General features: G+C 61.8%; 20 protein-coding genes. 14 read left to right on the top strand and 6 right to left on the bottom strand.

Annotated elements, in window-relative coordinates; genetic code table 11:
* Positions 1–194: 194 nt before the first annotated feature.
* Positions 195–2,021 (bottom strand): ATP-binding protein, encoded by a 1,827-nt coding sequence (locus tag G6N74_RS07585; RefSeq protein WP_165115983.1) that lies wholly within the window; start codon positions 2,019–2,021, stop codon positions 195–197.
* A gap of 276 nt (positions 2,022–2,297) precedes the next feature.
* Here G6N74_RS07585 and G6N74_RS07580 point away from each other — a divergent pair, with 276 nt between their 5' ends.
* The 5 genes from G6N74_RS07580 (at position 2,298) to G6N74_RS07560 (ending at position 8,309) form a co-directional block, all read left to right on the top strand.
* Positions 2,298–3,581, top strand: coding sequence for a DUF6600 domain-containing protein (locus G6N74_RS07580; protein WP_246245677.1), 1,284 nt, complete (start codon positions 2,298–2,300; stop codon positions 3,579–3,581).
* 238 nt (positions 3,582–3,819) lie between these two features.
* Positions 3,820–4,920: a helix-turn-helix transcriptional regulator gene (locus G6N74_RS07575; protein WP_165115981.1), complete on the top strand. Its 1,101-nt coding sequence runs from the start codon at positions 3,820–3,822 to the stop codon at positions 4,918–4,920.
* Between the two features lie 254 nt (positions 4,921–5,174).
* Positions 5,175–6,962, top strand: a complete 1,788-nt coding sequence (locus tag G6N74_RS07570; protein ID WP_165115979.1) for an acetolactate synthase 3 large subunit — start codon at positions 5,175–5,177, stop codon at positions 6,960–6,962.
* Between the two features lie 72 nt (positions 6,963–7,034).
* Positions 7,035–7,607 (top strand): acetolactate synthase small subunit, encoded by a 573-nt coding sequence (gene ilvN / locus G6N74_RS07565; protein ID WP_091914830.1) that lies wholly within the window; start codon positions 7,035–7,037, stop codon positions 7,605–7,607.
* 105 nt (positions 7,608–7,712) lie between these two features.
* The gene (locus G6N74_RS07560) at positions 7,713–8,309 is read left to right on the top strand and encodes a LysE family translocator (protein ID WP_165115977.1); all 597 of its coding nucleotides are present in this window, start codon (positions 7,713–7,715) and stop codon (positions 8,307–8,309) included.
* Positions 8,310–8,312: 3 nt separating this feature from the next.
* Here G6N74_RS07560 and G6N74_RS07555 read toward each other — a convergent pair whose 3' ends face one another.
* Together G6N74_RS07555 and G6N74_RS07550 are read right to left on the bottom strand one after the other, a co-directional pair.
* Positions 8,313–8,786, bottom strand: a complete 474-nt coding sequence (locus G6N74_RS07555; protein ID WP_165115975.1) for a DUF2269 family protein — start codon at positions 8,784–8,786, stop codon at positions 8,313–8,315.
* A 3-nt stretch (positions 8,787–8,789) separates the two neighbouring features.
* Positions 8,790–10,073: an SDR family oxidoreductase gene (locus tag G6N74_RS07550; protein ID WP_165115973.1), complete on the bottom strand. Its 1,284-nt coding sequence runs from the start codon at positions 10,071–10,073 to the stop codon at positions 8,790–8,792.
* Between the two features lie 96 nt (positions 10,074–10,169).
* Between G6N74_RS07550 and nthA the strand changes: the two genes are divergently transcribed.
* From nthA to G6N74_RS07525, 5 genes are read left to right on the top strand one after another with little or no spacing between them, the layout of a single operon-like run.
* Positions 10,170–10,784: a nitrile hydratase subunit alpha gene (gene nthA / locus G6N74_RS07545; protein ID WP_165115971.1), complete on the top strand. Its 615-nt coding sequence runs from the start codon at positions 10,170–10,172 to the stop codon at positions 10,782–10,784.
* Positions 10,781–11,440: a nitrile hydratase subunit beta gene (gene nthB, locus G6N74_RS07540; protein WP_165115969.1), complete on the top strand. Its 660-nt coding sequence runs from the start codon at positions 10,781–10,783 to the stop codon at positions 11,438–11,440. Before nthA ends, nthB begins: the two co-directional genes overlap by 4 nt.
* A complete protein-coding gene (locus G6N74_RS07535; protein WP_165115967.1) occupies positions 11,409–11,777 on the top strand; it encodes a nitrile hydratase accessory protein in 369 nt (122 codons plus the stop codon). The genes nthB and G6N74_RS07535 overlap by 32 nt, the downstream gene beginning before the upstream one ends.
* A 46-nt stretch (positions 11,778–11,823) precedes the next feature.
* Complete coding sequence (locus tag G6N74_RS07530) at positions 11,824–12,798, top strand: threo-3-hydroxy-L-aspartate ammonia-lyase (RefSeq protein ID WP_165115964.1); 975 nt, start codon at positions 11,824–11,826, stop codon at positions 12,796–12,798.
* Between the two features lie 60 nt (positions 12,799–12,858).
* Positions 12,859–13,986 carry an ATP-dependent DNA helicase gene (locus tag G6N74_RS07525; RefSeq protein ID WP_165116781.1) on the top strand — a complete coding sequence of 376 codons (1,128 nt, stop codon included), beginning with the start codon at positions 12,859–12,861 and terminating at the stop codon, positions 13,984–13,986.
* Between the two features lie 12 nt (positions 13,987–13,998).
* Here G6N74_RS07525 and G6N74_RS07520 read toward each other — a convergent pair whose 3' ends face one another.
* Positions 13,999–14,871 carry a hypothetical protein gene (locus G6N74_RS07520; protein WP_165115962.1) on the bottom strand — a complete coding sequence of 291 codons (873 nt, stop codon included), beginning with the start codon at positions 14,869–14,871 and terminating at the stop codon, positions 13,999–14,001.
* A gap of 71 nt (positions 14,872–14,942) precedes the next feature.
* On the bottom strand, positions 14,943–15,350 hold the full coding sequence (locus tag G6N74_RS07515) for a SpoIIAA family protein (protein ID WP_165115960.1): 408 nt from the start codon (positions 15,348–15,350) through the stop codon (positions 14,943–14,945).
* A 122-nt stretch (positions 15,351–15,472) separates the two neighbouring features.
* Here G6N74_RS07515 and G6N74_RS07510 point away from each other — a divergent pair, with 122 nt between their 5' ends.
* Positions 15,473–16,213 (top strand): pyridoxine 5'-phosphate synthase, encoded by a 741-nt coding sequence (locus tag G6N74_RS07510; RefSeq protein ID WP_165115958.1) that lies wholly within the window; start codon positions 15,473–15,475, stop codon positions 16,211–16,213.
* Positions 16,214–16,309: 96 nt separating this feature from the next.
* The gene (locus tag G6N74_RS07505; protein ID WP_165115956.1) at positions 16,310–18,232 is read left to right on the top strand and encodes a potassium transporter Kup; all 1,923 of its coding nucleotides are present in this window, start codon (positions 16,310–16,312) and stop codon (positions 18,230–18,232) included.
* A gap of 22 nt (positions 18,233–18,254) precedes the next feature.
* Here the strand turns inward: G6N74_RS07505 and G6N74_RS07500 are convergent, their stop codons facing one another.
* On the bottom strand, positions 18,255–19,313 hold the full coding sequence (locus G6N74_RS07500; RefSeq protein ID WP_165115954.1) for an SDR family oxidoreductase: 1,059 nt from the start codon (positions 19,311–19,313) through the stop codon (positions 18,255–18,257).
* 177 nt (positions 19,314–19,490) lie between these two features.
* On the opposite strand from G6N74_RS07500, the gene G6N74_RS07495 reads away from it, so the two are divergent.
* Both G6N74_RS07495 and G6N74_RS07490 read left to right on the top strand, forming a co-directional pair.
* Positions 19,491–20,753, top strand: coding sequence for an FAD-dependent oxidoreductase (locus G6N74_RS07495; RefSeq protein WP_165115952.1), 1,263 nt, complete (start codon positions 19,491–19,493; stop codon positions 20,751–20,753).
* A gap of 63 nt (positions 20,754–20,816) precedes the next feature.
* Positions 20,817–21,461: a TetR/AcrR family transcriptional regulator C-terminal domain-containing protein gene (locus G6N74_RS07490; RefSeq protein WP_165115950.1), complete on the top strand. Its 645-nt coding sequence runs from the start codon at positions 20,817–20,819 to the stop codon at positions 21,459–21,461.
* The last annotated feature ends 27 nt before the right edge of the window (positions 21,462–21,488 follow it).

The raw sequence follows: 21,488 nt of genomic DNA, 5'->3' as shown, positions 1-21,488 counted from the left end.
TCCACATGAATTCGTGATGCTGGCCTTCTGACACCGGTTTTCTGCGCTTCCGGTGCTCACGTACTAAAATGTACGCTCCGCTCCGGTTCTCGAAAACCAGCGCCATAAGACTCAGCCTGACGAATTCCTGCGGGAATTCTTCCCAAGCCAGCCGGCGTCGCAATTGGTGCTGCTGATGATGGTCGGTTTTGGCTTCAATCCGAGCGCGGGCGGAGCCCAAAGGTTGTCGTCTTGAGGCCGAAGCTGACGTCGAGGTCATCGGCTGCCGGGATTGCAGTTGCCGTCTTGCGATAGCCAGGATCGCCGGCCTGGCGCTGCACATCAACGGCTTCGGAGAAGCCGAGATTCTGCTGCGGACGGGGCACGTTGCGCAGCCGCTCGACGATCGCGGCGAGATCGACATCCGCATCGTCCGTGCTGGTTGCATCCGAGGCATGACGTTTTCCCGCACCGGGTATCAGATTTGCCGGCAGGCGTTCGAATTTCAGGCGCATGGTGGTCGCGACACCTTCGCCGAAGGCGATGGCCTCGCGCTGGCCCATGGAAGACAGGAAGGACAGGGTAGAGGCCGAAGAGTCGGCGATCGCCGAGCGGATGATCTTCTGGTCCTGGTCGTTGGCGAGCCGCATGGCGAACACCGTCGAGCACTGCGACAGGATCGTCGGATCGAGATCGCCCGGCCGTTGCGTTACCACGCCGAGATAACAGCCATATTTGCGGCCTTCCTTGGCGATGCGCGACATGGCGTGGCGGGTCGGCGCGAAGCCCAGCCTTGGGTCGGAAGGCATGTAACGATGGGCTTCCTCGCATAGCACCAGCAGCTTCAGCCGCCCCTCGCTCCACAATGCCAAGTCGAAGGCGAGACGGGCGAGAACGGAGCAGACCGAATTCACCACTTCCGAAGGCATGCCGGCCATCTCAAAACAGGTGATCGGCCGGCCTCCATGCGGAATGCGGAAGATGTTGCCGATGGTCTGGTGGATCGTGTCCTCGATCAGCCTGGAGGCGAACATGAAGCGGTAGCGCGGATCGGCGACAGCCGACTCGATGCGCGTCTTCAGCGCGCGATAGACCGGGCGGTCGTTCTTGCTTTCCAGAAGGCCCATACGCTCGTCGATCTGCTTGATCAGGTCGGCCATGCGATAGGGCACCGGCGTGTCGGCGGTAAGCGCATCGCCGCCGCGACGTATGAAGGTGCCGGCGTTGGGATTGCGATAAAGGTTCTTGGCGTGCGGGATCAGGTCGCGCAGAACATCGAGTTCCTCGGGAACGATCTCTCGCCCGCGAAACAGCACCTCTGCGAACTCCTCCAGCCGAAACAGCCAGAAGGGCAGGTCGAGCGACGACGTGTCGACCTTGACGCTGAGTTCGGGCAGGGCGTCGGCGAATTCATTGTGCGGATCAAGGATCAGCACGCGCAGATCGGGCTTGGCCTGGATCGTCTTGCGCAGAAGCAGCGACACGGCGGTCGATTTGCCGACGCCGGTGGTGCCGACCACGGCGAAATGGCGGGTCAGCGTGTCTTCGATGGCGATGCAGGCGTCGATAGTCTCGTCCTGCGACAACTGCCCGATGGTGACGGCCTTGCGGCCGGCAAGGTCGTAGACCGCCTGAAGGTCGCGAGCGCGGATGCGGTGAGCGACCGCGCCGATATGCGGATAGACGGTGATGCCACGATCGAACGCCGGCTTTGCCGGCGCAGGGAGATCGCGGACCTCGCCGATGAGCTCGATGCTGACCTCGATGGCGTTGCGGCCATCGTTGTTCCAGACGCGGTCGGATTTGCCGATGGCATAGACCAGGCCGACGGTACGGCAGGCGCCGAGATTGATGGAGATCATGCGCCCGACCGTCCACTGGCCGGTTACCGAACCATCGCTCGCGTCGGCGAAGGCTGCGATGGTGGCGCGGGCGCCGTCGCAATGAACCACGTGGCCAAGGACGCGCGCGTCGGGTTGCGCGTTGTCGCGACGTTCCTGCGAAGTTGGTTCTCCGCCGGATTTATGCCCGTCGACATACATGGAAATGGCTGCGCCTCTCGGAAGTGTTCTATTTGCGAAAAGTCTATCCACATTGGGTTAAGGCCGGGTGTCGGGGCATGGTTGAGCATAGGTTAATGGACGTTAATCAAACTCGCGCAATCGTGATTTCAGAAGCCGCAAATCGGTCGCAGGCCGGGATGAGCATCGACGGGCGAAATCTTTGCCCCATCGCCTTTAAAAAGAGGCTTTGCGGCAGCAATCCTGGAGGGCGCCATGCGTGCGTCTTTGTCTAAAATTTTCGGTAGGAAAGGCGGTTTGACCGCCTTGGCGCTGATCGTGGCGCTGAGTGGAATGTCGGCCGCTCCGCTGGCCTCGCCTGGCAACCAGGCAGTGCAGGCTGCGGCATTCTCGGTTTCAACGCATGAAAGGCTTTCCCGCTACGGTGAGTGGCGAACGTCGTCGCGTTTCGGGCAGGTATGGGTTCCAACCGTGCAGTCCGGGTGGCGGCCTTATACGGTCGGCCACTGGGTCTGGACAGATGATGGCTGGTACTGGCAGTCCGACGAGCCTTTCGGTTGGGTCGTCTTCCACTACGGGCGCTGGGCGTTCGATCGGGATTTGGGCTGGGTATGGGTCTCCGGCAATGACTGGGCGCCGGCCTGGGTTGTCTGGCGCGAGAGCGATGAGGATGTCGGCTGGGTGCCGGCACCGCCGCCCACGGTCGTGGTCGAGGATGACTGGTGGTCGTTCGTGCCGGTAGCGGCGATCGGTGCGGTTGCGATCCTGCCTGTGCTTCGGCCAGTCAGCGACAACGTTGCGTTCGTCCGCAACACCACGATCATCAACGAAAACATCACGGTGAACAACTACCGCCGCGCCGGCACGGTTCGCGTCGGCAATGCCGTCGTGCCGGTCAATGCCGGGCCGCCGCTTAGCCGATTGCCGGGCAACGTCGTCAAATCGGTGAGGGCGGCGAAAGTGGTGCCGCCGTCCAGCGGTTCGATCGCTGCCGCCCATCTCGATCCCTCAAAGGGTGCGGTGATCAAGACGTCGGCGGCCAAGTTGAACCCTGGCGCGCAGCCTCCCGTTTTGGCGAAATCGAACAGCGCTTCGGTGCCAGCCTCGTCGACTGCCGCGCAACAGCCCGCCAACTCCTCGGCAGGCCCGAAGAAGCCCGTTGGCGCGACGGTTTCTGCTCAAAACGGGAAGAAGCTTCCAACGGTAACGACGAAGCCTGCGGCGGTTGCCGGCGTTCCGGCTGGGCCTTCGGTACTGAAAACCCCGCAGCATCCGGTCAAAGTGGTGAACGCGGCGGCGTTGAAACCAGCTGCCGTGAATAGACACGTCACCACCGCCGGCGTCACCCCGCAACAGTTGCTTATGCAGCGCCGCGCCGCCTTGCAGCAGCAGCGCAAGGTTGCATCGGCGCAACAGCAGGCACGCCAGGCGGCGAAGCATCAGCAAACAATGGCGATGCATGAGCGGCCGATGGTTCACGCGCAGGCGCAGGCCATGGCCGGGCATGGAATGGCGCCGGCGCAGGCAAGGCGCGTCGCCAAGTGCGATCCGCACGATCCGCGCTGCAAGCGTCCCGGTTGATCGACGAAAATATGTCCGGACCCGCCGTTTGACGGGGCCGGTTCCGTCTGGCCGCAGGCTGGCTCGATTTTCACGTTCCTGTCGACGGCATTGGCTGAAAATGATAGCTTTATGACGGAGTTGGGTTGGGTGCATTTGCGCCCAAGAACATGGGAAATGTCTTGAGAGTATCATTTCCGGTGAATGATCCCGGGTTTGCCCCGCATGTGGCAACGCCTTCGACCTGCCGTGGACGCCGATGAGGCAGGACGTTGCGGATAAGGCATTGAAGGCGGTCTATGAGGCCGCTCTGATGCCGGAGACATGGCCCGACGCGATGCAGATGATTTCAGCGGCCTGCAACGCCTCGCTGGCGCTCGGCCAACTGGTCGGCAAGGACGGCTACAACGCGATCGCGAGCCGCGGCAGCGAAGGCCTGTTGCGCGACTATGTCGATGGCGGCTGGCACGAGAACAACCCGCGCATGATGCGGGGGTTGGCGATCACGCAAGCCGGCTTTCGCGGTCTGGTCACCGAGCGGCAGATGTTTACGGCGGAGGAGCGGGCGCGTCTGCCGTTCGAACAGGAATTCGCGCCCCGATACGACATCACGTCGGAAGCCGGCACGGTCGTCGCCTCTCATGCCGGTTCTCACTTCGTGCTGACGGTCCAGCGCGGATTGCGCGCGGGATCGTTCGAAGACGACGAACTGAAGACCATGAACCATTTTGTCGACAACGTTGCGGCGGCTTGCTCATTCGCGCTTCGTGCCAAGCTGGAGCAGGCGGCCAATATGCTCGATGCGCTGGGTGCGCGCGGCGAGGCATTGGCGCTCCTTTCGCCCGCCGGCCGCATTCTCCACTCCACAGCGGCTTTCGAGACATTGCTGAACGATCGCCTGACGGTTCGAAACAGCCATGTTCATGCGGTCGAGGCCGGCGATGATGTTCGTTTGCAGGAGCTGATCGCGCGGGCCGCAGACAGGCCGTCGCTTGCAAGCGAGCCTTCGAACAGCGTGTTCCTGCGGCGGGCGACAGGCCGGCCGCTCGTCGTGCGCTGTTTGCCTATCGCGGGGGCTGCACGCGACTTCTTTGGCCTGGCACGCATGATCATGACAGTCGACGATCTCGAAAGGCCCCGGTCGACGGCGGTGCATGAGAGCCTGCGCGACGCTTTCGGGCTGACGGCCGCGGAAGTGCGTCTTGCCGTGCGGATCGGGCGGGGAGAAATGCTGCGCGCGGCTGCTACCGGGGAGGGCGTCTCGTTCGAGACCGCCCGCACGCGGCTGAAACTCATCTTCGACAAGACGGGCACGCGCCGGCAGGCGGAACTTGCCGTCCTGATCAGCCGGCTCGGCTGACCAGATTGGCGCTGCCGAATTCTCCTTACGCTGCGTATTTTTCCCGTTGACGCGCTTTCGGAGCGCAACTATGGTTCGCGACCATGAAGACAGCACTCATTCTCGTAGTAGGAAGGCGCGTGGGCAAGGCGGTGTAACCGCCGGGCGAAATCCCCCCATGCGCAAGACACAGGCTCCCTCGGGGGCCTTTTTTATTGCCAAAAATACCGATACGACCAGCAAACGCAAAAAGCGGAAGAGACGGAACCAGACCGATGAGCAACGGACAGAACGAGACCGGACGGCGTGAAATGAGCGGCGCCGAAATGGTGGTACAGGCGCTGAAGGACAATGGCGTCAAGCATCTCTTCGGCTATCCCGGCGGTGCGGTTCTTCCGATTTACGACGAGCTGTTCCAGCAGGACGATGTCGAGCACATTCTGGTCCGCCACGAGCAGGGCGCAGGCCACGCGGCGGAGGGCTATGCCCGTTCCACTGGCAAGGCCGGCGTGGTCCTCGTCACCTCCGGTCCCGGTGCGACCAACATGGTGACGCCGCTGCAGGACGCGCTGTCGGATTCGATCCCGCTGGTGTGTATCACCGGCCAGGCGCCGACAATGCTGATCGGCACCGACGCCTTCCAGGAATGCGACACAGTCGGCATCACGCGGCCCTGCACCAAGCACAACTGGCTGGTGAAGGACGTCAACGATCTGGCTCGCATTCTGCACGAGGCTTTTCACGTCGCGACCACCGGCCGGCCCGGCCCGGTCGTCGTCGACGTGCCGAAAGACGTCCAGTTCGCCAAGGGCATCTACACGCCGCCGCAGACCGCGCCGCGCACCAGCTACCAGCCCAAGGTTCAGGGCGATCTCGAGAAGATCAAGGCTGCCGTCGCGCTGATGGCGGAGGCCAAGAAGCCGATCATCTATTCCGGCGGCGGCGTCATCAATTCAGGCCCCGAGGCGAGCCATTTGCTGCGCGAGTTGGTCGACCTGACCGGCTTCCCGATCACCTCGACGCTGATGGGCCTCGGCGCCTATCCGGCCTCGGGCAAGAACTGGCTGGGCATGCTCGGCATGCACGGCAGCTACGAATCCAACATGGCGATGCATGATTGCGACGTCATGATCTGCATCGGCGCGCGCTTCGACGACCGCATCACCGGGCGGCTGAATGCGTTCTCGCCAAACTCGAAGAAGATCCACATCGACATCGACCCGTCGTCGATCAACAAGAATGTGCGCGCCGATGTGCCGATCATCGGCGATGTCGGCCGTGTGCTGGAGGATATGGTCCGGTTGTGGCGGGCGACCGCCAAGACCGACAAGAAGGCGCTCTATCCATGGTGGGAGCAGATCGCCAAATGGCGCGCGCGCGATTCCCTGGCCTTCAAGCCGAACAACGACGTCATCATGCCGCAACATGCGATCCAGCGCCTGTATGAGCTGACCAAGCATCTCGACACCTACATCACCACCGAGGTCGGCCAGCACCAGATGTGGGCGGCGCAGCATTTCCATTTCGACAAGCCGAACCACTGGATGACCTCCGGTGGCCTCGGCACGATGGGCTACGGCCTGCCGGCAGCGCTCGGCGTGCAGATCGCGCATCGGGATTCGCTGGTCATCGACATTGCCGGCGACGCTTCCGTGCAGATGACGATGCAGGAGATGAGCACGGCGGTTCAGTATGAGGCGCCGATCAAGATCTTCATCCTGAATAACCAGTATATGGGCATGGTAAGGCAGTGGCAGCAGCTGCTGCACGGCAACCGCCTGTCGCATTCCTACACCGAGGCGATGCCGGACTTCGTCAAGCTGGCGGAGGCCTATGGCGGCCACGGCATTCGCTGTGAAAAGCCGGGCGATCTCGACGACGCGATCAAGGAGATGATCTCGGTGAAGAAGCCGGTGATCTTCGATTGCCGTGTCGCCGCACTTGCCAACTGCTTCCCGATGATCCCGTCGGGCAAGGCGCATAACGAAATGCTCCTGCCGGACGAGGCAACGGACGAGGCAGTCGCCAATGCCATCGACGCGAAGGGCCGGGAATTGGTGTGATCTGGGCGTCGCCCGGCAAAGGCCGTGCGTAAACAAAGCAATAGCCAAGAATTTTGAGAACGAGATTCAATCATGAACGCACAGCTACAACCGACCGGCTCCGCCTATTTCATCGCCAAGGAGACCGAGCGCCCGGAAAACCACACGCTGTCGGTGCTGGTCGACAATGAACCGGGCGTTCTTGCCCGGGTCATCGGCCTGTTCTCGGGCCGCGGCTACAATATCGAGAGCCTTACGGTCTCCGAGACCGAGCATGAAAAGCACCTGTCGCGCATCACCATCGTGACGCGCGGCACGCCGCATGTGCTCGAACAGATCAAGCATCAGCTGGAGCGTATCGTGCCGGTGCATCGTGTGGTCGATCTTACCGTGCTGGCCGGCGAGCTGGGGCAGGACCGGCCGATGGAGCGTGAACTCGCACTGGTCAAGGTCGCGGGAACGGGCGACCACCGCGTCGAGGCATTGCGCCTGGCCGAAGCCTTCCGCGCCAATGTGATCGACGCCAACACCGAACATTTCATCTTCGAGATCACCGGCAAGGTGTCGAAGATCGAGCAGTTCATCGCCATCATGAAGCCGCTCGGACTGGTGGAAGTCTGCCGCACCGGCGTGGCGGCGATGAACCGCGGCCCGCAGGGGATGTAAGCAAGCCATCCTCAAAAGGCTTCGGCTGGGCCAAAAGATCGGCCGGATGCGATGAGATGGATCGTGTTAAGAAGGTCAATGTTGCTGACTTATATTCGGTGAACGATGTCCTCGGAAGCTTTTCTTGCCCTTCTCGTCTATGCCTTCGTAACCTCGATCACGCCGGGGCCGAACAATTTCATGCTGCTGGCATCGGGCGTGAATTTCGGCTTCGTGCGCACCATTCCGCATATGCTGGGCATCGGCATGGGTTTTCTCTCCCTGCTGCTCGGCGTCGGTTTCGGGCTAGGTGCTGTGTTGACGGCCTTTCCGGCCCTGCACACCGTGCTGAAGATCGCAGGCGGTGCCTATCTGCTTTACCTTGCCTGGAAGATCGCCATGTCGCGCTCGATGGGCAAGAGCGGCGAGGCGAAGGCGCGGCCGATGACCTTCTTTGAGGCCTCGGCGTTTCAATGGGTCAATCCCAAGGCCTGGGTGATGGCGATCACCGCCATGGCCGTCTACACCAATCCCGCAGCGCCGTTCCTGTCTGTGCTGCTGATTTCGGTCGCTTTCGCGCTGGTCAATCTGCCGAGCGTTTCGTCCTGGGCCGGGTTCGGCATGGCGCTGCGCGGCTTCCTGTCCGATCCGGTGCGGCTAAAATGGTTCAACATCGCCATGGGCGTTTTGCTGGCCGCGACACTGTGGCCGATGCTGAAATAGCGGTCAGAACAAGTCGATCGCCGGCTTGATCAGCATCAGCCAGAAGATGGCGAGAACGCTGAAGAACGCCGGAAAGCCGCAGGCGAACCAGATCCGGTAGAGGCGGAAATAGCGTGCGGGTAGCTCCGTGCCGTCGGACGCTGCCTTCCGCGCCAGATTGCGCATCAGTATCTGGATATAGACGACCGGCAACCAGAACAGCCCTGTGACGACATAGAACACAAGCGAAAGCGCGATCCAGCCTTCACCGAGCGACCAGCCGATCTCATGCGCCAGCCACGCGCCAGTGATGGGCTGGAGGATGACAGCGGTTGCGGTGAAGACCGTATCGGCCAGCACAACCGTCCCGCCGACATGAGCGATGATTGCCGGGTTGCGGGTGCGGTGGGCCATGACCATAAAGAAGGCGATGCCGGCGCCGGTGCCGAACAGGACAGTGGCGCCGAGGACATGGATGAGGCGCACAAGCTCTTCCATGGCTCAGCGCTCGTCCAGTATCGCGAGCGCCACGAGCGCCAATGCGATGGATGGCAGCACTTTGACCAGAGGCCCGAGCGGGTCGACCCATAACCCCGGCGTCAGGAACGTGGCTGCCGCGAGATAGGCCAGCGACAGGGCGATCATGCCTTTGAGCGCTACGCTAGAGTGGCGGCGAGCAATGACGCCGAGTCCGAGCGCGATATCGGCGACGCTAGTGATGAAAGTCAGAAACGCGGCAACAGCAGACGACGCGCCAGCTTCGACCAGATGCTGCGTCGAGGCGCCGAAGCGAAGCAGCGCGATCGCACCAGACAATATCCAGAACAGGCTGAGCGTGCCGAAAATGACCGGCTTGAGAAGATAGAGCCGGGCGAACCAAAGTTCCTGAACGCCTGCCGGCATATCCGCAAGGGTTTCGGAAAGGGATTTCAGCTGCCGGTCAGGCGAGGCGAAATGCCCTGACACCCCGGCGGCAGCCACATCGAGGGCGGTGGAGCGCATGGGTGATCGCCAGCCCAGCCCGCCAAGCAGATCGGCAACCGAAGCGACGGCCCGGGCGACAAATGCGGGTACGGCGATGAACGGTGCCGGAGGCAATCCCAACCACTGGCGGTGAATGGCAACTGCCTCGGAGAGGGAAAGGGTTTCCGGCGCGGCAAGGTCGAGATCGCTGCAAGGCTCGATCTCGCCTTCCACGGCATCCGCAACGGCAGCAGTCACATCGTCAAGCGATGCAAACTGCATTTGAGCGTCGGCGTGAACCAGCGGCGTTGCAAGCGGAAATGCCGCCAAGGCCCTCAGCAGTGCCGAGCCGCCATAGGTGTTTCTGCCGATAATCACGGCCGGCTTCAACACGACGAAGGGAACGCCGGAGGCTTTCAGCGCGTCATCGGCAGCTTGTTTGGTGGACAGGAATGGAAGGTCAGCAGCGGCGCCGTAGGCCCGTGCGGAAATCTGGACTATGAGCTTGATGTTCAAACCGCCCGCAGCCTCGTAGAGCGCCCGCATGGCATCGTATTGAACGGCTGCCACATTGTCGCGTGCGCTGTCCTGCAAGGCGCCGGCGCAGTTCACCACTGCGTCGATATCTTTCAGCAGCGGCAACCAGGCTTCCGGAGTGAGCAGCCTGGCGATGTCGGCCGATATCCACTCAATCTGCGGCATTCGACGTTTCGGCTGCGAGACATCGCGGGCAAGAGCGGTAACGGAGTTTCCGCGATCCGACAGCAGTTTCGCAACTGCCGAACCGATGAAGCCGCTGCCGCCTAGAATCAAGACCCGCATGGCTCGACGATAACCGGTGGCCGGGTCACGCACAAACAACGGCTGGCCCAAGGCGACACGCTTGCCGACCGCGCAGGTCAGGCTTAGGTTTCGCCCATGTCACATGACCACGATCACCACCACCACGACAACGAACTCGACCCAATGGCCGCGCGGGTGCGGGCGCTAGAGACGATCCTGACCCAGAAAGGGTTGATCGATCCGGCGGCAATCGACGTGATAGTAGAGACCTATGAAACCAAAGTCGGCCCGCGCAACGGCGCGAAAGTGGTGGCGAAGGCGTGGAGCGATCCGGCTTTTGCCGATTGGCTGAAACGCGATGCGACGGCTGCCATCGCCTCGCTCGGCTTTACCGGCCGGCAGGGCGAGCACATGCAGGCGGTGTTCAACACGCCTGAAACGCACAACATCGTCGTCTGCACGCTGTGTTCCTGCTACCCGTGGTCAGTGCTGGGCCTGCCGCCGGTCTGGTACAAGGCGCCACCTTATCGCTCGAAGGCGGTGATCGACCCGCGCGGCGTGCTTGCGGAATTCGGCGTAACTCTGCCTGCGGAAACGAAAATTCGTGTCTGGGATTCGACCGCCGAGCTTCGTTACCTGGTGGTGCCGGCACGGCCTGCGGGCACTGACGGCTGGAGCGAGGAACAGCTCGCTGAGCTGGTGACGCGGGATTCGATGATCGGCACCGGGCTTGCCAGGGAGGCGGCATGAACGGGCCGCAGGACCTTGGTGGACAGATGGGTTTTGGGCCGGTCGCGCCCGAAAAGGACGAGCCGCTCTTCCACGCCGAATGGGAAAAGCGGGCGCTGGGCGTGACGCTGACGGCCGGGGCGATGGGTCACTGGAACATTGACGAAAGCCGGCATGCGCGCGAAAGCCTGCATCCGGCTGATTATTATTCCTCGAGCTATTACGAAATCTGGACCAAGGCGCTGGAGGTGTTGCTTGAGCGTCATGGTTTCGTGACGGTAGACGAACTTGCACAGGGCAAGGCCCTGAGCGATGGAACCACGCCGAAGCGGGTGCTGAAGGCGGAAAACACTCCTGCCGCGCTGGCCAAGGGTGGGCCTTGCGACAGACCGGTGCCGACCGAGCCGCGCTTTGTTGCCGGTGACAAGGTGCGGACGAAGACTTTCAACCCGCAAGGCCATACGCGGCTGCCGCGCTATGCTCGCGGAAAGCTCGGAACGGTCGAGGCGGTACGCGATGGCTTCGTCTTTCCCGACAGCAATGCGCATGGCAAGGGTGAGAACCCGCAATGGGTTTACACTGTCGTCTTCGATGGCCGCGAAATCTGGGGCGAGGGCGCTGATCCGACGCTGACGGTCAGCATCGATGCCTGGGAGAGCTATCTTGAACCGGCGTGAGGCGTTGCCCGGATTATCCGCCGATGCACCGGTTTTTGCCGAACCGTGGCAGGCGGAAGCCTTCGCCATGGTCGTCGCACTGCACGAGCGCGGGCTGTTTTCATGGAGCGAGTGGGCCGAAGCGCTGTCGGCGGAGGTGAAGCAGCCCGGCGCTGCCGAAGACGGCCATGATTATTATGCGCATTGGCTGGCCGCCCTGGAAAAGCTGCTTGCCGCAAAAGGCGTTGCGCCATCGCGGGATGTCGACCAGCTTGCGGCGGCGTGGCAGCGCGCGGCTCATGCGACCCCGCATGGCAAACCGATCGCGCTTGAGAACGACCCGCTGCACGGCGGGTGACCTACTGCGCTTCAACTAATCATCTGCCGCCAAGAAAGACCGCTCCATGCAAGCTCTCCCGACCTATGAAGATGTTCTCGCTGCGGCTCGCCGCATTGAAGGGCAGGCGCACAAGACACCGGTTCTTACCTCCAGCACCATCGACAGCGAACTCGGCGCGAAGCTGTTTTTCAAGGCGGAGAACCTGCAGCGCATGGGCGCCTTCAAGTTCCGCGGTGCGTTCAATGCGCTATCGCGTTTCACCGACGCGCAGAAGAAGGCGGGCGTCCTGACATTCTCGTCCGGCAACCACGCGCAGGCCATTGCCCTGTCAGCCAGGCTTCTTGGCATCGCCGCCACCATCATCATGCCGGAAGACGCGCCTGCCGCGAAGCGCGACGCGACGAAGGGATATGGCGGCAAGATCGTCTCCTATGACCGCTATAGCGAGGATCGCGACGAAATCGGGCGCCGGTTGCAGGAAGAGACGGGAGCGACGCTCATTCCACCCTACGATCATGCCGATATCATCGCCGGGCAGGGAACGGCGGCGAAGGAGCTTTTCGAGGAAGTCGGCGAACTCGATGCTTTGTTCGTCTGTCTCGGCGGTGGCGGACTGCTGGCTGGCAGCGCGCTTGCAGCCAAGGCACTGTCGCCTCAATGCAAAATCTACGGCGTCGAACCGGAAGCGGGCAATGACGGCCAGCAATCTTTCCGGGCCGGGCACATCGTCAGTATCGGCACGCCAAGGACCATCGCGGACGGTGCGCAAACCCCGTCGCTCGGGAAACTGACCTTCGACATCATCCGGCACGATGTGGCCGATATATTGACGGCTTCGGATGCCCAGCTTGTCGACTGCATGCGGTTTTTCGCCGAGCGTATGAAGATGGTGGTGGAGCCGACCGGTTGCCTCGGTTTTGCGGCTGCACGCAACGCGCCCGACTTGGTCAGGGGCATGCGGGTCGGCGTCATCATCAGTGGCGGCAATGTCGATCTCGGCCGGTTTGCGGCATTGATTTCCGACGGCGCGCCAGCGTGATCAAAGCCGGAACGCCGATTGCGTCTTGCCCTTCGCGCGCGAATCCTGTCTGTCGAAATCATGGAATTCTCTCCGCAACAGGATGATGCGCTGCAGGCGGTGGCGCGATGGCTGAAGACCGGAAAACCGCAGGTTTTTCGACTGTTCGGCTATGCCGGCACCGGCAAGACGACACTGGCGCGCTATTTCGCCGAGCATGTCGACGGCCAGGTGCAGTTCGCCGCCTTCACCGGCAAGGCAGCGCAGGTACTGCGCTCGAAGGGGGCAACCAATGCCCGCACCATCCACTCGCTGATCTACCGCCCGAAAGGCGAGGAAGCGGTGTCGGACGAGACGACCGGCAAGACGTCGATGTCGCCGACCTTCTCCCTCAACCGCCAGAGCCCGATCTCCAAGGCCAAGCTGGTCATCATCGACGAATGCTCGATGGTCGACGAGGAACTGGGCCGCGATCTGCTTTCCTTTGGTACGCCGATCCTGGTTCTGGGCGATCCCGGCCAGTTGCCGCCGATCTCGGGTGGCGGCTTCTTCACCGAGCATGAGCCCGATTTCCTGCTGACCGAAATCCATCGTCAGGCGCGCGACAACCCGATCCTGCGGCTGGCGCTCGACGTGCGCGAGGGCCGTGAGTTCATGCGCGGCGACTATGGCACCGCGCAGGTCATCGGCAAGGAGCAGGTGACGCAGGAACTGGTACTGGCGGCAGATCAGGTGCTGGTCGGCACAAACCGCACGCGCAAGCGCTACAACCATCGCCTGCGCGAGCTGAAAGGGTTTACCGCCAGCTATCCGCAGGCCGGCGACAAGCTCGTCTGCCTGCGCAACGACCCTTCCAAGGGGCTGCTCAACGGTTCGCTGTGGAAGGTGATGACCTCGTCGCGTGAGACGGTTAAGCCCGGCATCAATCTGCTGGTGTCGCCGGAAGAGGACGATCCTGATCGCGGCGTCGCCAAGATCAAGCTGCTGAAGGCGGTGTTCGAGGACCCGGACGCTGACGTTCCCTGGCAGCAGAAGAAGCGTTTTGACGATTTCGACTATGGCTATGCGCTGACCGTTCACAAGGCGCAGGGCTCGCAGTGGAACGATATCGTGCTGTTCGACGAAAGCTTTGCCTTCAAGGACACGCGCCAGCGCTGGCTTTACACGGCGATCACGCGTGCGGCTGAACGGCTGACGATCGTCCGATAGCCACAACGCCGATCAGGCAACGATCTCGAACAGTACCGCGGTGGCGTCGTCGCTCATCTTGAAGCGCGGGAATTTGTGACCGTCGGGATCTTCGACACGCTCGATCCGGCGCAACTCTTCCAGCAGGGCCGACAGGCCGGCATCGCGGGCGGCTTTCACGAACTCGCCGACGCCATAGCGGCCATATTGGTCGCACAACGCTGCGAAGCCGTCGCTGCAGAGAAGACCCATTGCGGGAAGTGCGGTTCGAAGCGGTTCGGTGGCAAGATGCTTTGCCGCCGCGGGTTCCGTCCCCAAGGTCCAGACGCCGGAGTCCGACTGGTTGTATGCGGCACGGTGCTTGCGCAATTCGTCGCGCACGACCGGATCGTCCGCCAATGCCTGATGCGCGGAAAATCCGCCGGTGTGAGCAATTGCCAGCCGCGCGCCGTCGCGCTCGTCGGCAAAGCCGCCCTTGATGGCGCTGGTGTCGAATTCCACACCATCCGCACCCAGCAGGAACAGGCGGCAGTCGCCAAGCCCATGCGTGACGACCGCGCCGTCTTCTATGCGCACCATCTGAAAGCCGGCGATCGGCAGGTTCCATGGCTCGATCGGCAGGGCGTTGGCTGCCTCCTGAACGACATTGGCCGCGCAGGCGTTGAACTCCTGCACGATATCGGCCATCGGGCGACCGTTGCGCACGGTCTGTTCGAACGAGCTTTTCGCGAACTGGGCAAGCCACGCCGCGTCGGAGCCATTCAGCCCGACGATGCTCTTGCCGCCGAGACCGGTAGCGCCGTCGATGACGAAGGCGCATGAGGCGTTGCCGCCGGCGGCGTCTTCATTGGGGCGCGAAGGGGAGCCCGGATCGGTGATCGAATCGATGATGCGAATGTTCGGCATGATGGCGGTTGTTTGACGTGGGGCCGTGACGGGAATGTGACCGCGCTGCTTAACCCACCGTCCGCCTGGCGTCACTCCGTATCTGCCGGCGACGCACCCAGCCATGCCCAGGCTTCCATTTCTTCGTCGGTGTCGAAATGCCTTGTTTCGACTGGGGAAGGTGGCTTGAAAAACCGCTCCAGATACCTGGCGCCGCTGGATTTTCCGACCGTTGCGCAGCGACGAATATGTTTCGAGGCAATGTCGCGGCCTTCCGAAGTGGTATCGGGCGAAATCTCGCTCCAGTCTACGCCATCATTGTCCACCATCTTCACCAGCAGGTCGATCCGATCATGCAGGGCATAGGCGCCTTCCAGAAGGCCGTAGAAATTCTCGACATCGGCTGCCGAAATATGCCCGGTGATCTCAAAGGCATATGCGTTGTCCCGGTTCGTCTCGATGCGCCGAACCGCCGGCATGGAATCCAATGGATTTAGCATGGGTGGAGCCCCCTGCTTTCAAACATTCCAATCTTGTCAGACTGGAACACACAAAGGGCGCTGTCTGTTCCATAAAGACAGGCTATAGAACGGCTGCCCTCTTCAGGAACAAGGCTGCCGACATGCCCGCAAAACTCTCCGTCAACCTCAACGCCATTGCCATGCTGCGCAATCGCCGCGACCTGCCGTGGCCGAGCGTGACCGGGCTGGGGCGAGCCGCCCTTGCTGCCGGCGCGCACGGCTTGACGGTGCATCCGCGGCCGGACGAGCGCCATACGCGGCTGTCCGATCTGCCCGAGATCAGGGCGCTCATAGACGATGAATTTCCGCAGGCGGAATTCAATATCGAAGGTTATCCGACCGAGGATTTCCTGCTTCTTGTGGAAAAGCATCAGCCGGAACAGGTGACTTTGGTGCCTGACGACCCTGCGCAGGCGACATCGGATCACGGCTGGAACTTCGCCGAGCGATCAACATTTCTGACACCGATCGTCAAGAGATTGAAGAAGGGCGGATTTCGTGTCTCGCTGTTTTCCGATCCCGAACCATCGCAGGTTTCAGCCGCGCGCGACACCGGGGCCGATCGCATCGAGCTCTATACGGGGCCCTATGGTAGTTGCCATTCCGATTCCGAAAAAGCGCGCAAGGAATTGGAAAAGCTCGGGAAAACGGCCGACGCAGCTATCGCTGCAGGGCTTGCCGTCAATGCGGGGCATGATCTGGTCGTTGCCAATCTGCCGGCGCTTGCCAAACGGATTCCTGGCTTGGCGGAGGTATCGATCGGGCACGGCTTGACGGCGGATGCTTTGGAATATGGTATGGCCGAGACGACGCGGCGATTTTTACGAGCTTGCGGATGGTAGGCTCGCAATCCTGGCTGCGGCGAGCTGTCGCGGTGCGACTGTTGCTATTGCGCTGCAGCAGGAGTAGATGACCGCCGCCTCATCGGAGTGTCATGCATGGCCCATACCAACCTTGGTACTGAGGCAGAGCCCATACAACAAGCAGCGCCCGCGAGCGAACACTCGCAGAATACCGGTATTCTCATGCTCGGCGCCCTTGGCGTCGTTTATGGCGACATCGGGACGAGCCCGATCTATGCGTTTCGCGAGGCGCTGGTCGCGTCCGCCAGCCGTGGGCCTATTGCTTCCGAAGAGGCGGTTCTGGGTGTGCTCTCGCTCATCGTCTGGGCGCTGACGATCATCGTCACCATAAAATACATCATTTTTGTGCTCAGGGCCGACAACAGGGGCGAGGGCGGAACGCTCTCGCTTATGGCATTGGTGCAAGCTGTGCTGAAGAAGCGCTCCAGGATCGTTCTCGCTCTTGGCATGGCCGGTGCGGCGCTGTTCTTCGGCGACGCGGTGATAACGCCGGCGATCTCGGTTCTTTCGGCGGTTGAAGGCATGGAGGTGGTCACGCCGGCATTCGACCCCTATGTCGTGCCGCTGACGCTGCTGATCCTGGCCATATTATTCTCCGTACAGCGCTTCGGCACAGGCCGCGTGGCCACGGTGTTCGGCCCGATCACGCTGCTGTGGTTTGTTGCCATCGGCATTTCCGGACTGATCCATATTGCCGATGCGCCGACGATCCTCTACGCCCTGAACCCCATCTACATCGTTGATTTCCTGGCGGATTCGCCGAGCGTGTCCTTCGTCACCATCGGTGCGATCTTTCTTGCCGTGACGGGCGCCGAGGCACTTTATGCCGATCTTGGCCATTTTGGCCGCAAGCCGATCGTGCTGGCTTGGCTCTGGATCGTGTTTCCCTGCCTGCTGCTCAATTATTTCGGGCAAGGGGCCTATGTTCTGGCCAATGAAGGCAGGATTGGCCACCCGTTCTTCGAGATGAATACGGGTTGGGCGCTGGTGCCGATGGTGGTGCTGGCGACGGCGGCCACGGTCATTGCCAGCCAGGCGGTGATCTCCGGCGCATATTCGCTGACACGGCAGGCCGTACAGCTCAACATGCTGCCGCGCCTCGAAATCCAGCACACGTCCGAGACGCAGCTGGGCCAGATCTACATGCCGCGCGTCAACGCCTTCCTTGCGATCTGCGTCATGCTGCTGGTCGTCGGGTTCCAGCAATCGAGCGATCTGGCGGCCGCCTACGGCATTTCCGTCACCGGCAATATGCTGGTGACGACGACGCTGCTGTTCGTGGTGATGAAGCGTATCTGGAAATGGCCGCTCGGCCTGGCGGTTGCACTGACGGCGCTGTTCGGGCTGATCGATGTCGGCTTCTTCGTTTCCAACATCGTCAAGGTCTTCGACGGCGGCTGGGCATCGCTCGTGGTTGCATTCGTGGTGATCCTGGTCATGTCCACCTGGGTGCGCGGCAGCAACATGCTGTTTGAAAAGACACGCAAGAACGAGGTGCCGCTGGACTTCCTGGCGGAGAATCTTGCGAAAAAGCAGCCCAGGCTGGTGCCTGGAACGGCAGTGTTCCTGACCAGCGACCCGCAAAGCGCGCCGACCGCGATGATGCACAGCCTCAAGCACTACAAGGTGCTGCACGAAAACAATGTGATCCTGTCAGTCGTGACCGCTCCGCAACCCTTCGTGCCCAAAAGCGAGCGCGTGAAGATGGAAAAGATCAACGACCTGTTCATGCGCGTGTCGCTGACCTTCGGCTATATGGAGCACCCAAACATCCCGAAGGCGCTGGTCATCTGCCGCCAGCAGGGCTGGAAGTTCGACATCATGGAGACGTCGTTCTTCCTGTCGCGGCGCTCGCTGAAGGCTTCGCCCAATTCCGGCATGCCGCTGTGGCAGGACCGGCTGTTCATCGGGCTGGCGCGCAGTGCCGCCGACGCGACAGAGTATTTCCAGATACCGACTGGCCGCGTGGTGGAAATCGGCACGCAGGTGGCTGTCTGAGGCGAGGTGGCTTCGCCTCCGGTTACGGGATGATCCTGCGCCGGCGGAAATCTTCGAAGACGTTCATGAACATGGCTTCGGTGTCGACGAACTCGTGAAAACCGAGGCGTCGCGCTTTGGTGCCGTCGGCGAAGAAGTCGTAATCCCACGAGAAAACGAAATCGCCGAAGCCCCATGCTGAGACATCCTGGTAGGCATGCGGTGCAAGCCCGTGCTTCTCCACCATGGCGTCCCACAGCGGCTCCTTGTCGGCCATGATGGTGTTGAGCGACATCGGCAAAGGGTGCGCGACTTCGAGATCGAAGAAGCGCGCGATCTTCGGCCACATCTCGCTCCAGCGGAACAGGTCGCCATTGTTGATGTTGAAGGCCTGGTTGGCGCACCGTGGGTCGGTGGCTGCCCAGACGGTCGCCCGCGCCAGCAGGCCGGCATCCGTCATTTCCAGCAGGCTGTCATAGGAACCCGGCTTGCCGGGAAAGCGCAGCGGCAGGCCAAGTTCCTTCGACATCGCGGCATAGATGGCGATGACCATTGCGAGGTTCATCGGATTGCCAAGCCCAAAGCCGACGACGACGGACGGGCGCAACGCTGACCAGTTCCATGACTTGCCCTGCTGGCGTCGCTCAAGAAACGCCTGCTGGTCGATATTGAACTCGGGCGGCATGTGGTTGGCGTCGGTCTCACGCGCCGGCGTCTTGAAAGGCCCAAGATGCGCGCCATAGACCTTGTAGCCCTGCATGAGGCTGACATGGGCGAGGTGCGGCGCCACCGGTTCGATGGCATCGACGACATTGACCAGCATCGCCAGGTTCGGTGCAACGAGTTCGGCCCAAGTCGGGCGATCCTGATAGGCCGCGTAGAAAATGTGGGTGACGTCGCTCAACCCGGCGAGCTTTTGCGTCGCGTCCTCCTTGTCCAGAAGATCGACCGATATGTGATGCAGACGCTCCGTCGCCGCCCCGCCGCGCCGCGACAACCCGATGATGTCCCAATCGCCAAGCTCTATGAGGTGATCGATGAGGTTGCCGCCAATGACGCCTTTGGCGCCGACGACGAGCGCGACTTTCCTTGCAGGGGACATGGTTCTCTCCAGTGTGCGTATTGCGTCACTGGATATGGACGAGATTCTGTCTGTGAATTAGACCCTGTTCGGGAAAATGATCTGTGATTTCAATTCCATTTTGGTCAACGCGACGCATTGCCAATCCCTTTGATTTCCGCAACAGATCAGGCGATCTGACTTCATCAGCAAGGCATCATGCGGAAATCACTCGAGGTCGCGATTGCGGGCGCTGGACCGGCCGGGTTGGCTGCGGCCCTCTATCTGAAGCGCTTTGGTCATCGCGTGACCATCTTCGAGCGCTTCGACAAGCCCGCACCAGTCGGTTCTGGATTGATCCTGCAACCAACAGGCCTCTCCGTATTGAGTGACCTTGGCCTTTTCGCCGAGATAAGTGCGCTTGGCGCCCGCATCGACAGGCTCTACGGGGCCGATGCAAAGTCTGGGCGGACGGTACTCGACGTCTCCTACAATGTCGCAGCAGGCAACCGCTTTGGTATCGCCGTTCATCGCGCAGCTTTGTTCGGCGTGCTGCACAAGGCGGTGCAGCGCCAAAACATAGCCATTCATACCGGAGCAGACGTCGAGTCCGTCGTCGCGGGCGGCGAAAAGCATACGCTGACCGGCGCAAACGGATCGGTGCTTGGCAGGTTCGACCTGGTCATCGACGCAAGCGGATCACGTTCGAAGCTCCGGCAAATGGCGAGCAGGCCGCGGGAGGCCAGGCCGCTGAAATATGGAGCGCTTTGGGCTTCGCTCGCCTGGCGCGGGGAAGGTTTCGACGAACATGCGCTCCTGCAGCGTTATGACCGCGCCAGCGTGATGATCGGCGTGCTGCCGATTGGACGCGCCGAACCCGATGGCGGCAAAATGGCTGCCTTCTTCTGGAGCATTGAGAGCGCTGACGTTGCTCGCGTGCGCGAGAAGGGCCTTGCCGCGTGGAAGGAACAGGTCGCGGCACTTTGGCCGGACTGCCAGCCCTATCTCGACCAGATCCATGATTTTGGCCAGCTCACCCACGCCCACTACGCGCATCACACGCTGCTGCCGCCCGTTGGACGCGGTTTTGCAATCATCGGAGACGCTGCGCATTCGACCAGTCCCCAACTGGGACAGGGGGCCAATATGGCTCTTCTCGATGCTGCAGCACTTGCTTATGCGATCGAGCGCTCGGATGACGTTCCCTCCGCGCTTGAGGCCTATGCGCGGGCGCGCCGCCTTCACGTCAGGGTTTTCCAGGCCCTGTCCATGTGCTTCACGCCCTTCTATCAGTCGAATTCCGTGCTTTTGCCACTTGTACGAGATCGTCTCGTACCAATTTTGGCACGCATCCCACCAGCGCCAAAGCTTCTGGCGGCCATGGTTTCGGGTACGGTGGTCGACCCTTTCGGGCCTATTGGAATCTCCGAATCCATTTGGGCCCAGAAAGACGCTTGCCATGATATCAGTATTTCGGCATAAGGTGCGAACCGTAACGTACGGTACGGCTTTGTTTCGTTGAACAGGATTTCAGGAAGCGGACTGGTGGAAGCGGCCATTGAGACCAATGACGGCGAAGAGCTGACGGAACGTCAAAAAGACGTCCTGAACGCTGTTCTGCGCCTTCTGGTCGAGGAGGGCGATCGCCTGACCATGACCGCCGTAGCGCGGCGGGCAAGCTGCTCCAAGGAAACGCTCTACAAATGGTTCGGCGACCGCGACGGGCTTTTGACCGCGACAGTGCGGTGGCAGGCCTCAAAAGTGCGGGCCGGCAATTACGATCGCCAGCATCTCGACGCGACAGCGCTGCGCGCCAGCCTCGAGGGTTTTGCCGCCAACTGGCTTTCGGTGATTTCGTCGAGGACCTCGATTGCGCTGAACCGGGTTGCGATCTCGCATGCCGGCTCGGGTGAGGATAATCTGGGCGCCATCGTGCTCGCCAATGGGCGCATCGCGATCGGCGAGCGGCTGAAGCCGCTGCTGGAGGCTGGCCGCGATGCGGGCCTGCTCGACTTCAGCGACACCGAAACGGCTTTCCGGACTTTTTTCGGCCTGGTCGGCCGCGACGTGCAAATCCGGTTGCTGCTCGGCGACCGTCTCGAATTGACTGACGCGGAGATCGGCCAGGATGCGGCCGATGCGACGCGGCAGTTTCTGGCTCTCTACAGAGCAAAAACCGGGGCGGCCTGAGCCGGCCCCTGAAACACCCCGAAGGGA

This window comes from Mesorhizobium zhangyense (assembly GCF_011045115.1).
In the GTDB taxonomy this organism is placed as follows: Bacteria; Pseudomonadota; Alphaproteobacteria; order Rhizobiales; family Rhizobiaceae; genus Mesorhizobium_M; species Mesorhizobium_M zhangyense.
This window is presented reverse-complemented; position numbering and strand designations above follow the sequence as displayed.

Bases quoted from the DNA above. Each gene is read 5' to 3' on its own strand.
- G6N74_RS07585 (WP_165115983.1), bottom strand. From the start codon at position 2,021: ATGTATGTCGACGGGCATAAATCCGGCGGAGAACCAACTTCGCAGGAA.
- G6N74_RS07575 (WP_165115981.1), top strand. From the start codon at position 3,820: ATGAGGCAGGACGTTGCGGATAAGGCATTGAAGGCGGTCTATGAGGCC.
- G6N74_RS07570 (WP_165115979.1), top strand. From the start codon at position 5,175: ATGAGCAACGGACAGAACGAGACCGGACGGCGTGAAATGAGCGGCGCC.
- ilvN (WP_091914830.1), top strand. From the start codon at position 7,035: ATGAACGCACAGCTACAACCGACCGGCTCCGCCTATTTCATCGCCAAG.
- G6N74_RS07560 (WP_165115977.1), top strand. From the start codon at position 7,713: ATGTCCTCGGAAGCTTTTCTTGCCCTTCTCGTCTATGCCTTCGTAACC.
- G6N74_RS07555 (WP_165115975.1), bottom strand. From the start codon at position 8,786: ATGGAAGAGCTTGTGCGCCTCATCCATGTCCTCGGCGCCACTGTCCTG.
- G6N74_RS07550 (WP_165115973.1), bottom strand. From the start codon at position 10,073: ATGCGGGTCTTGATTCTAGGCGGCAGCGGCTTCATCGGTTCGGCAGTT.
- nthA (WP_165115971.1), top strand. From the start codon at position 10,170: ATGTCACATGACCACGATCACCACCACCACGACAACGAACTCGACCCA.
- nthB (WP_165115969.1), top strand. From the start codon at position 10,781: ATGAACGGGCCGCAGGACCTTGGTGGACAGATGGGTTTTGGGCCGGTC.
- G6N74_RS07535 (WP_165115967.1), top strand. From the start codon at position 11,409: ATGCCTGGGAGAGCTATCTTGAACCGGCGTGAGGCGTTGCCCGGATTA.
- G6N74_RS07530 (WP_165115964.1), top strand. From the start codon at position 11,824: ATGCAAGCTCTCCCGACCTATGAAGATGTTCTCGCTGCGGCTCGCCGC.
- G6N74_RS07525 (WP_165116781.1), top strand. From the start codon at position 12,859: ATGGAATTCTCTCCGCAACAGGATGATGCGCTGCAGGCGGTGGCGCGA.
- G6N74_RS07520 (WP_165115962.1), bottom strand. From the start codon at position 14,871: ATGCCGAACATTCGCATCATCGATTCGATCACCGATCCGGGCTCCCCT.
- G6N74_RS07515 (WP_165115960.1), bottom strand. From the start codon at position 15,350: ATGCTAAATCCATTGGATTCCATGCCGGCGGTTCGGCGCATCGAGACG.
- G6N74_RS07510 (WP_165115958.1), top strand. From the start codon at position 15,473: ATGCCCGCAAAACTCTCCGTCAACCTCAACGCCATTGCCATGCTGCGC.
- G6N74_RS07505 (WP_165115956.1), top strand. From the start codon at position 16,310: ATGGCCCATACCAACCTTGGTACTGAGGCAGAGCCCATACAACAAGCA.
- G6N74_RS07500 (WP_165115954.1), bottom strand. From the start codon at position 19,313: ATGTCCCCTGCAAGGAAAGTCGCGCTCGTCGTCGGCGCCAAAGGCGTC.
- G6N74_RS07495 (WP_165115952.1), top strand. From the start codon at position 19,491: ATGCGGAAATCACTCGAGGTCGCGATTGCGGGCGCTGGACCGGCCGGG.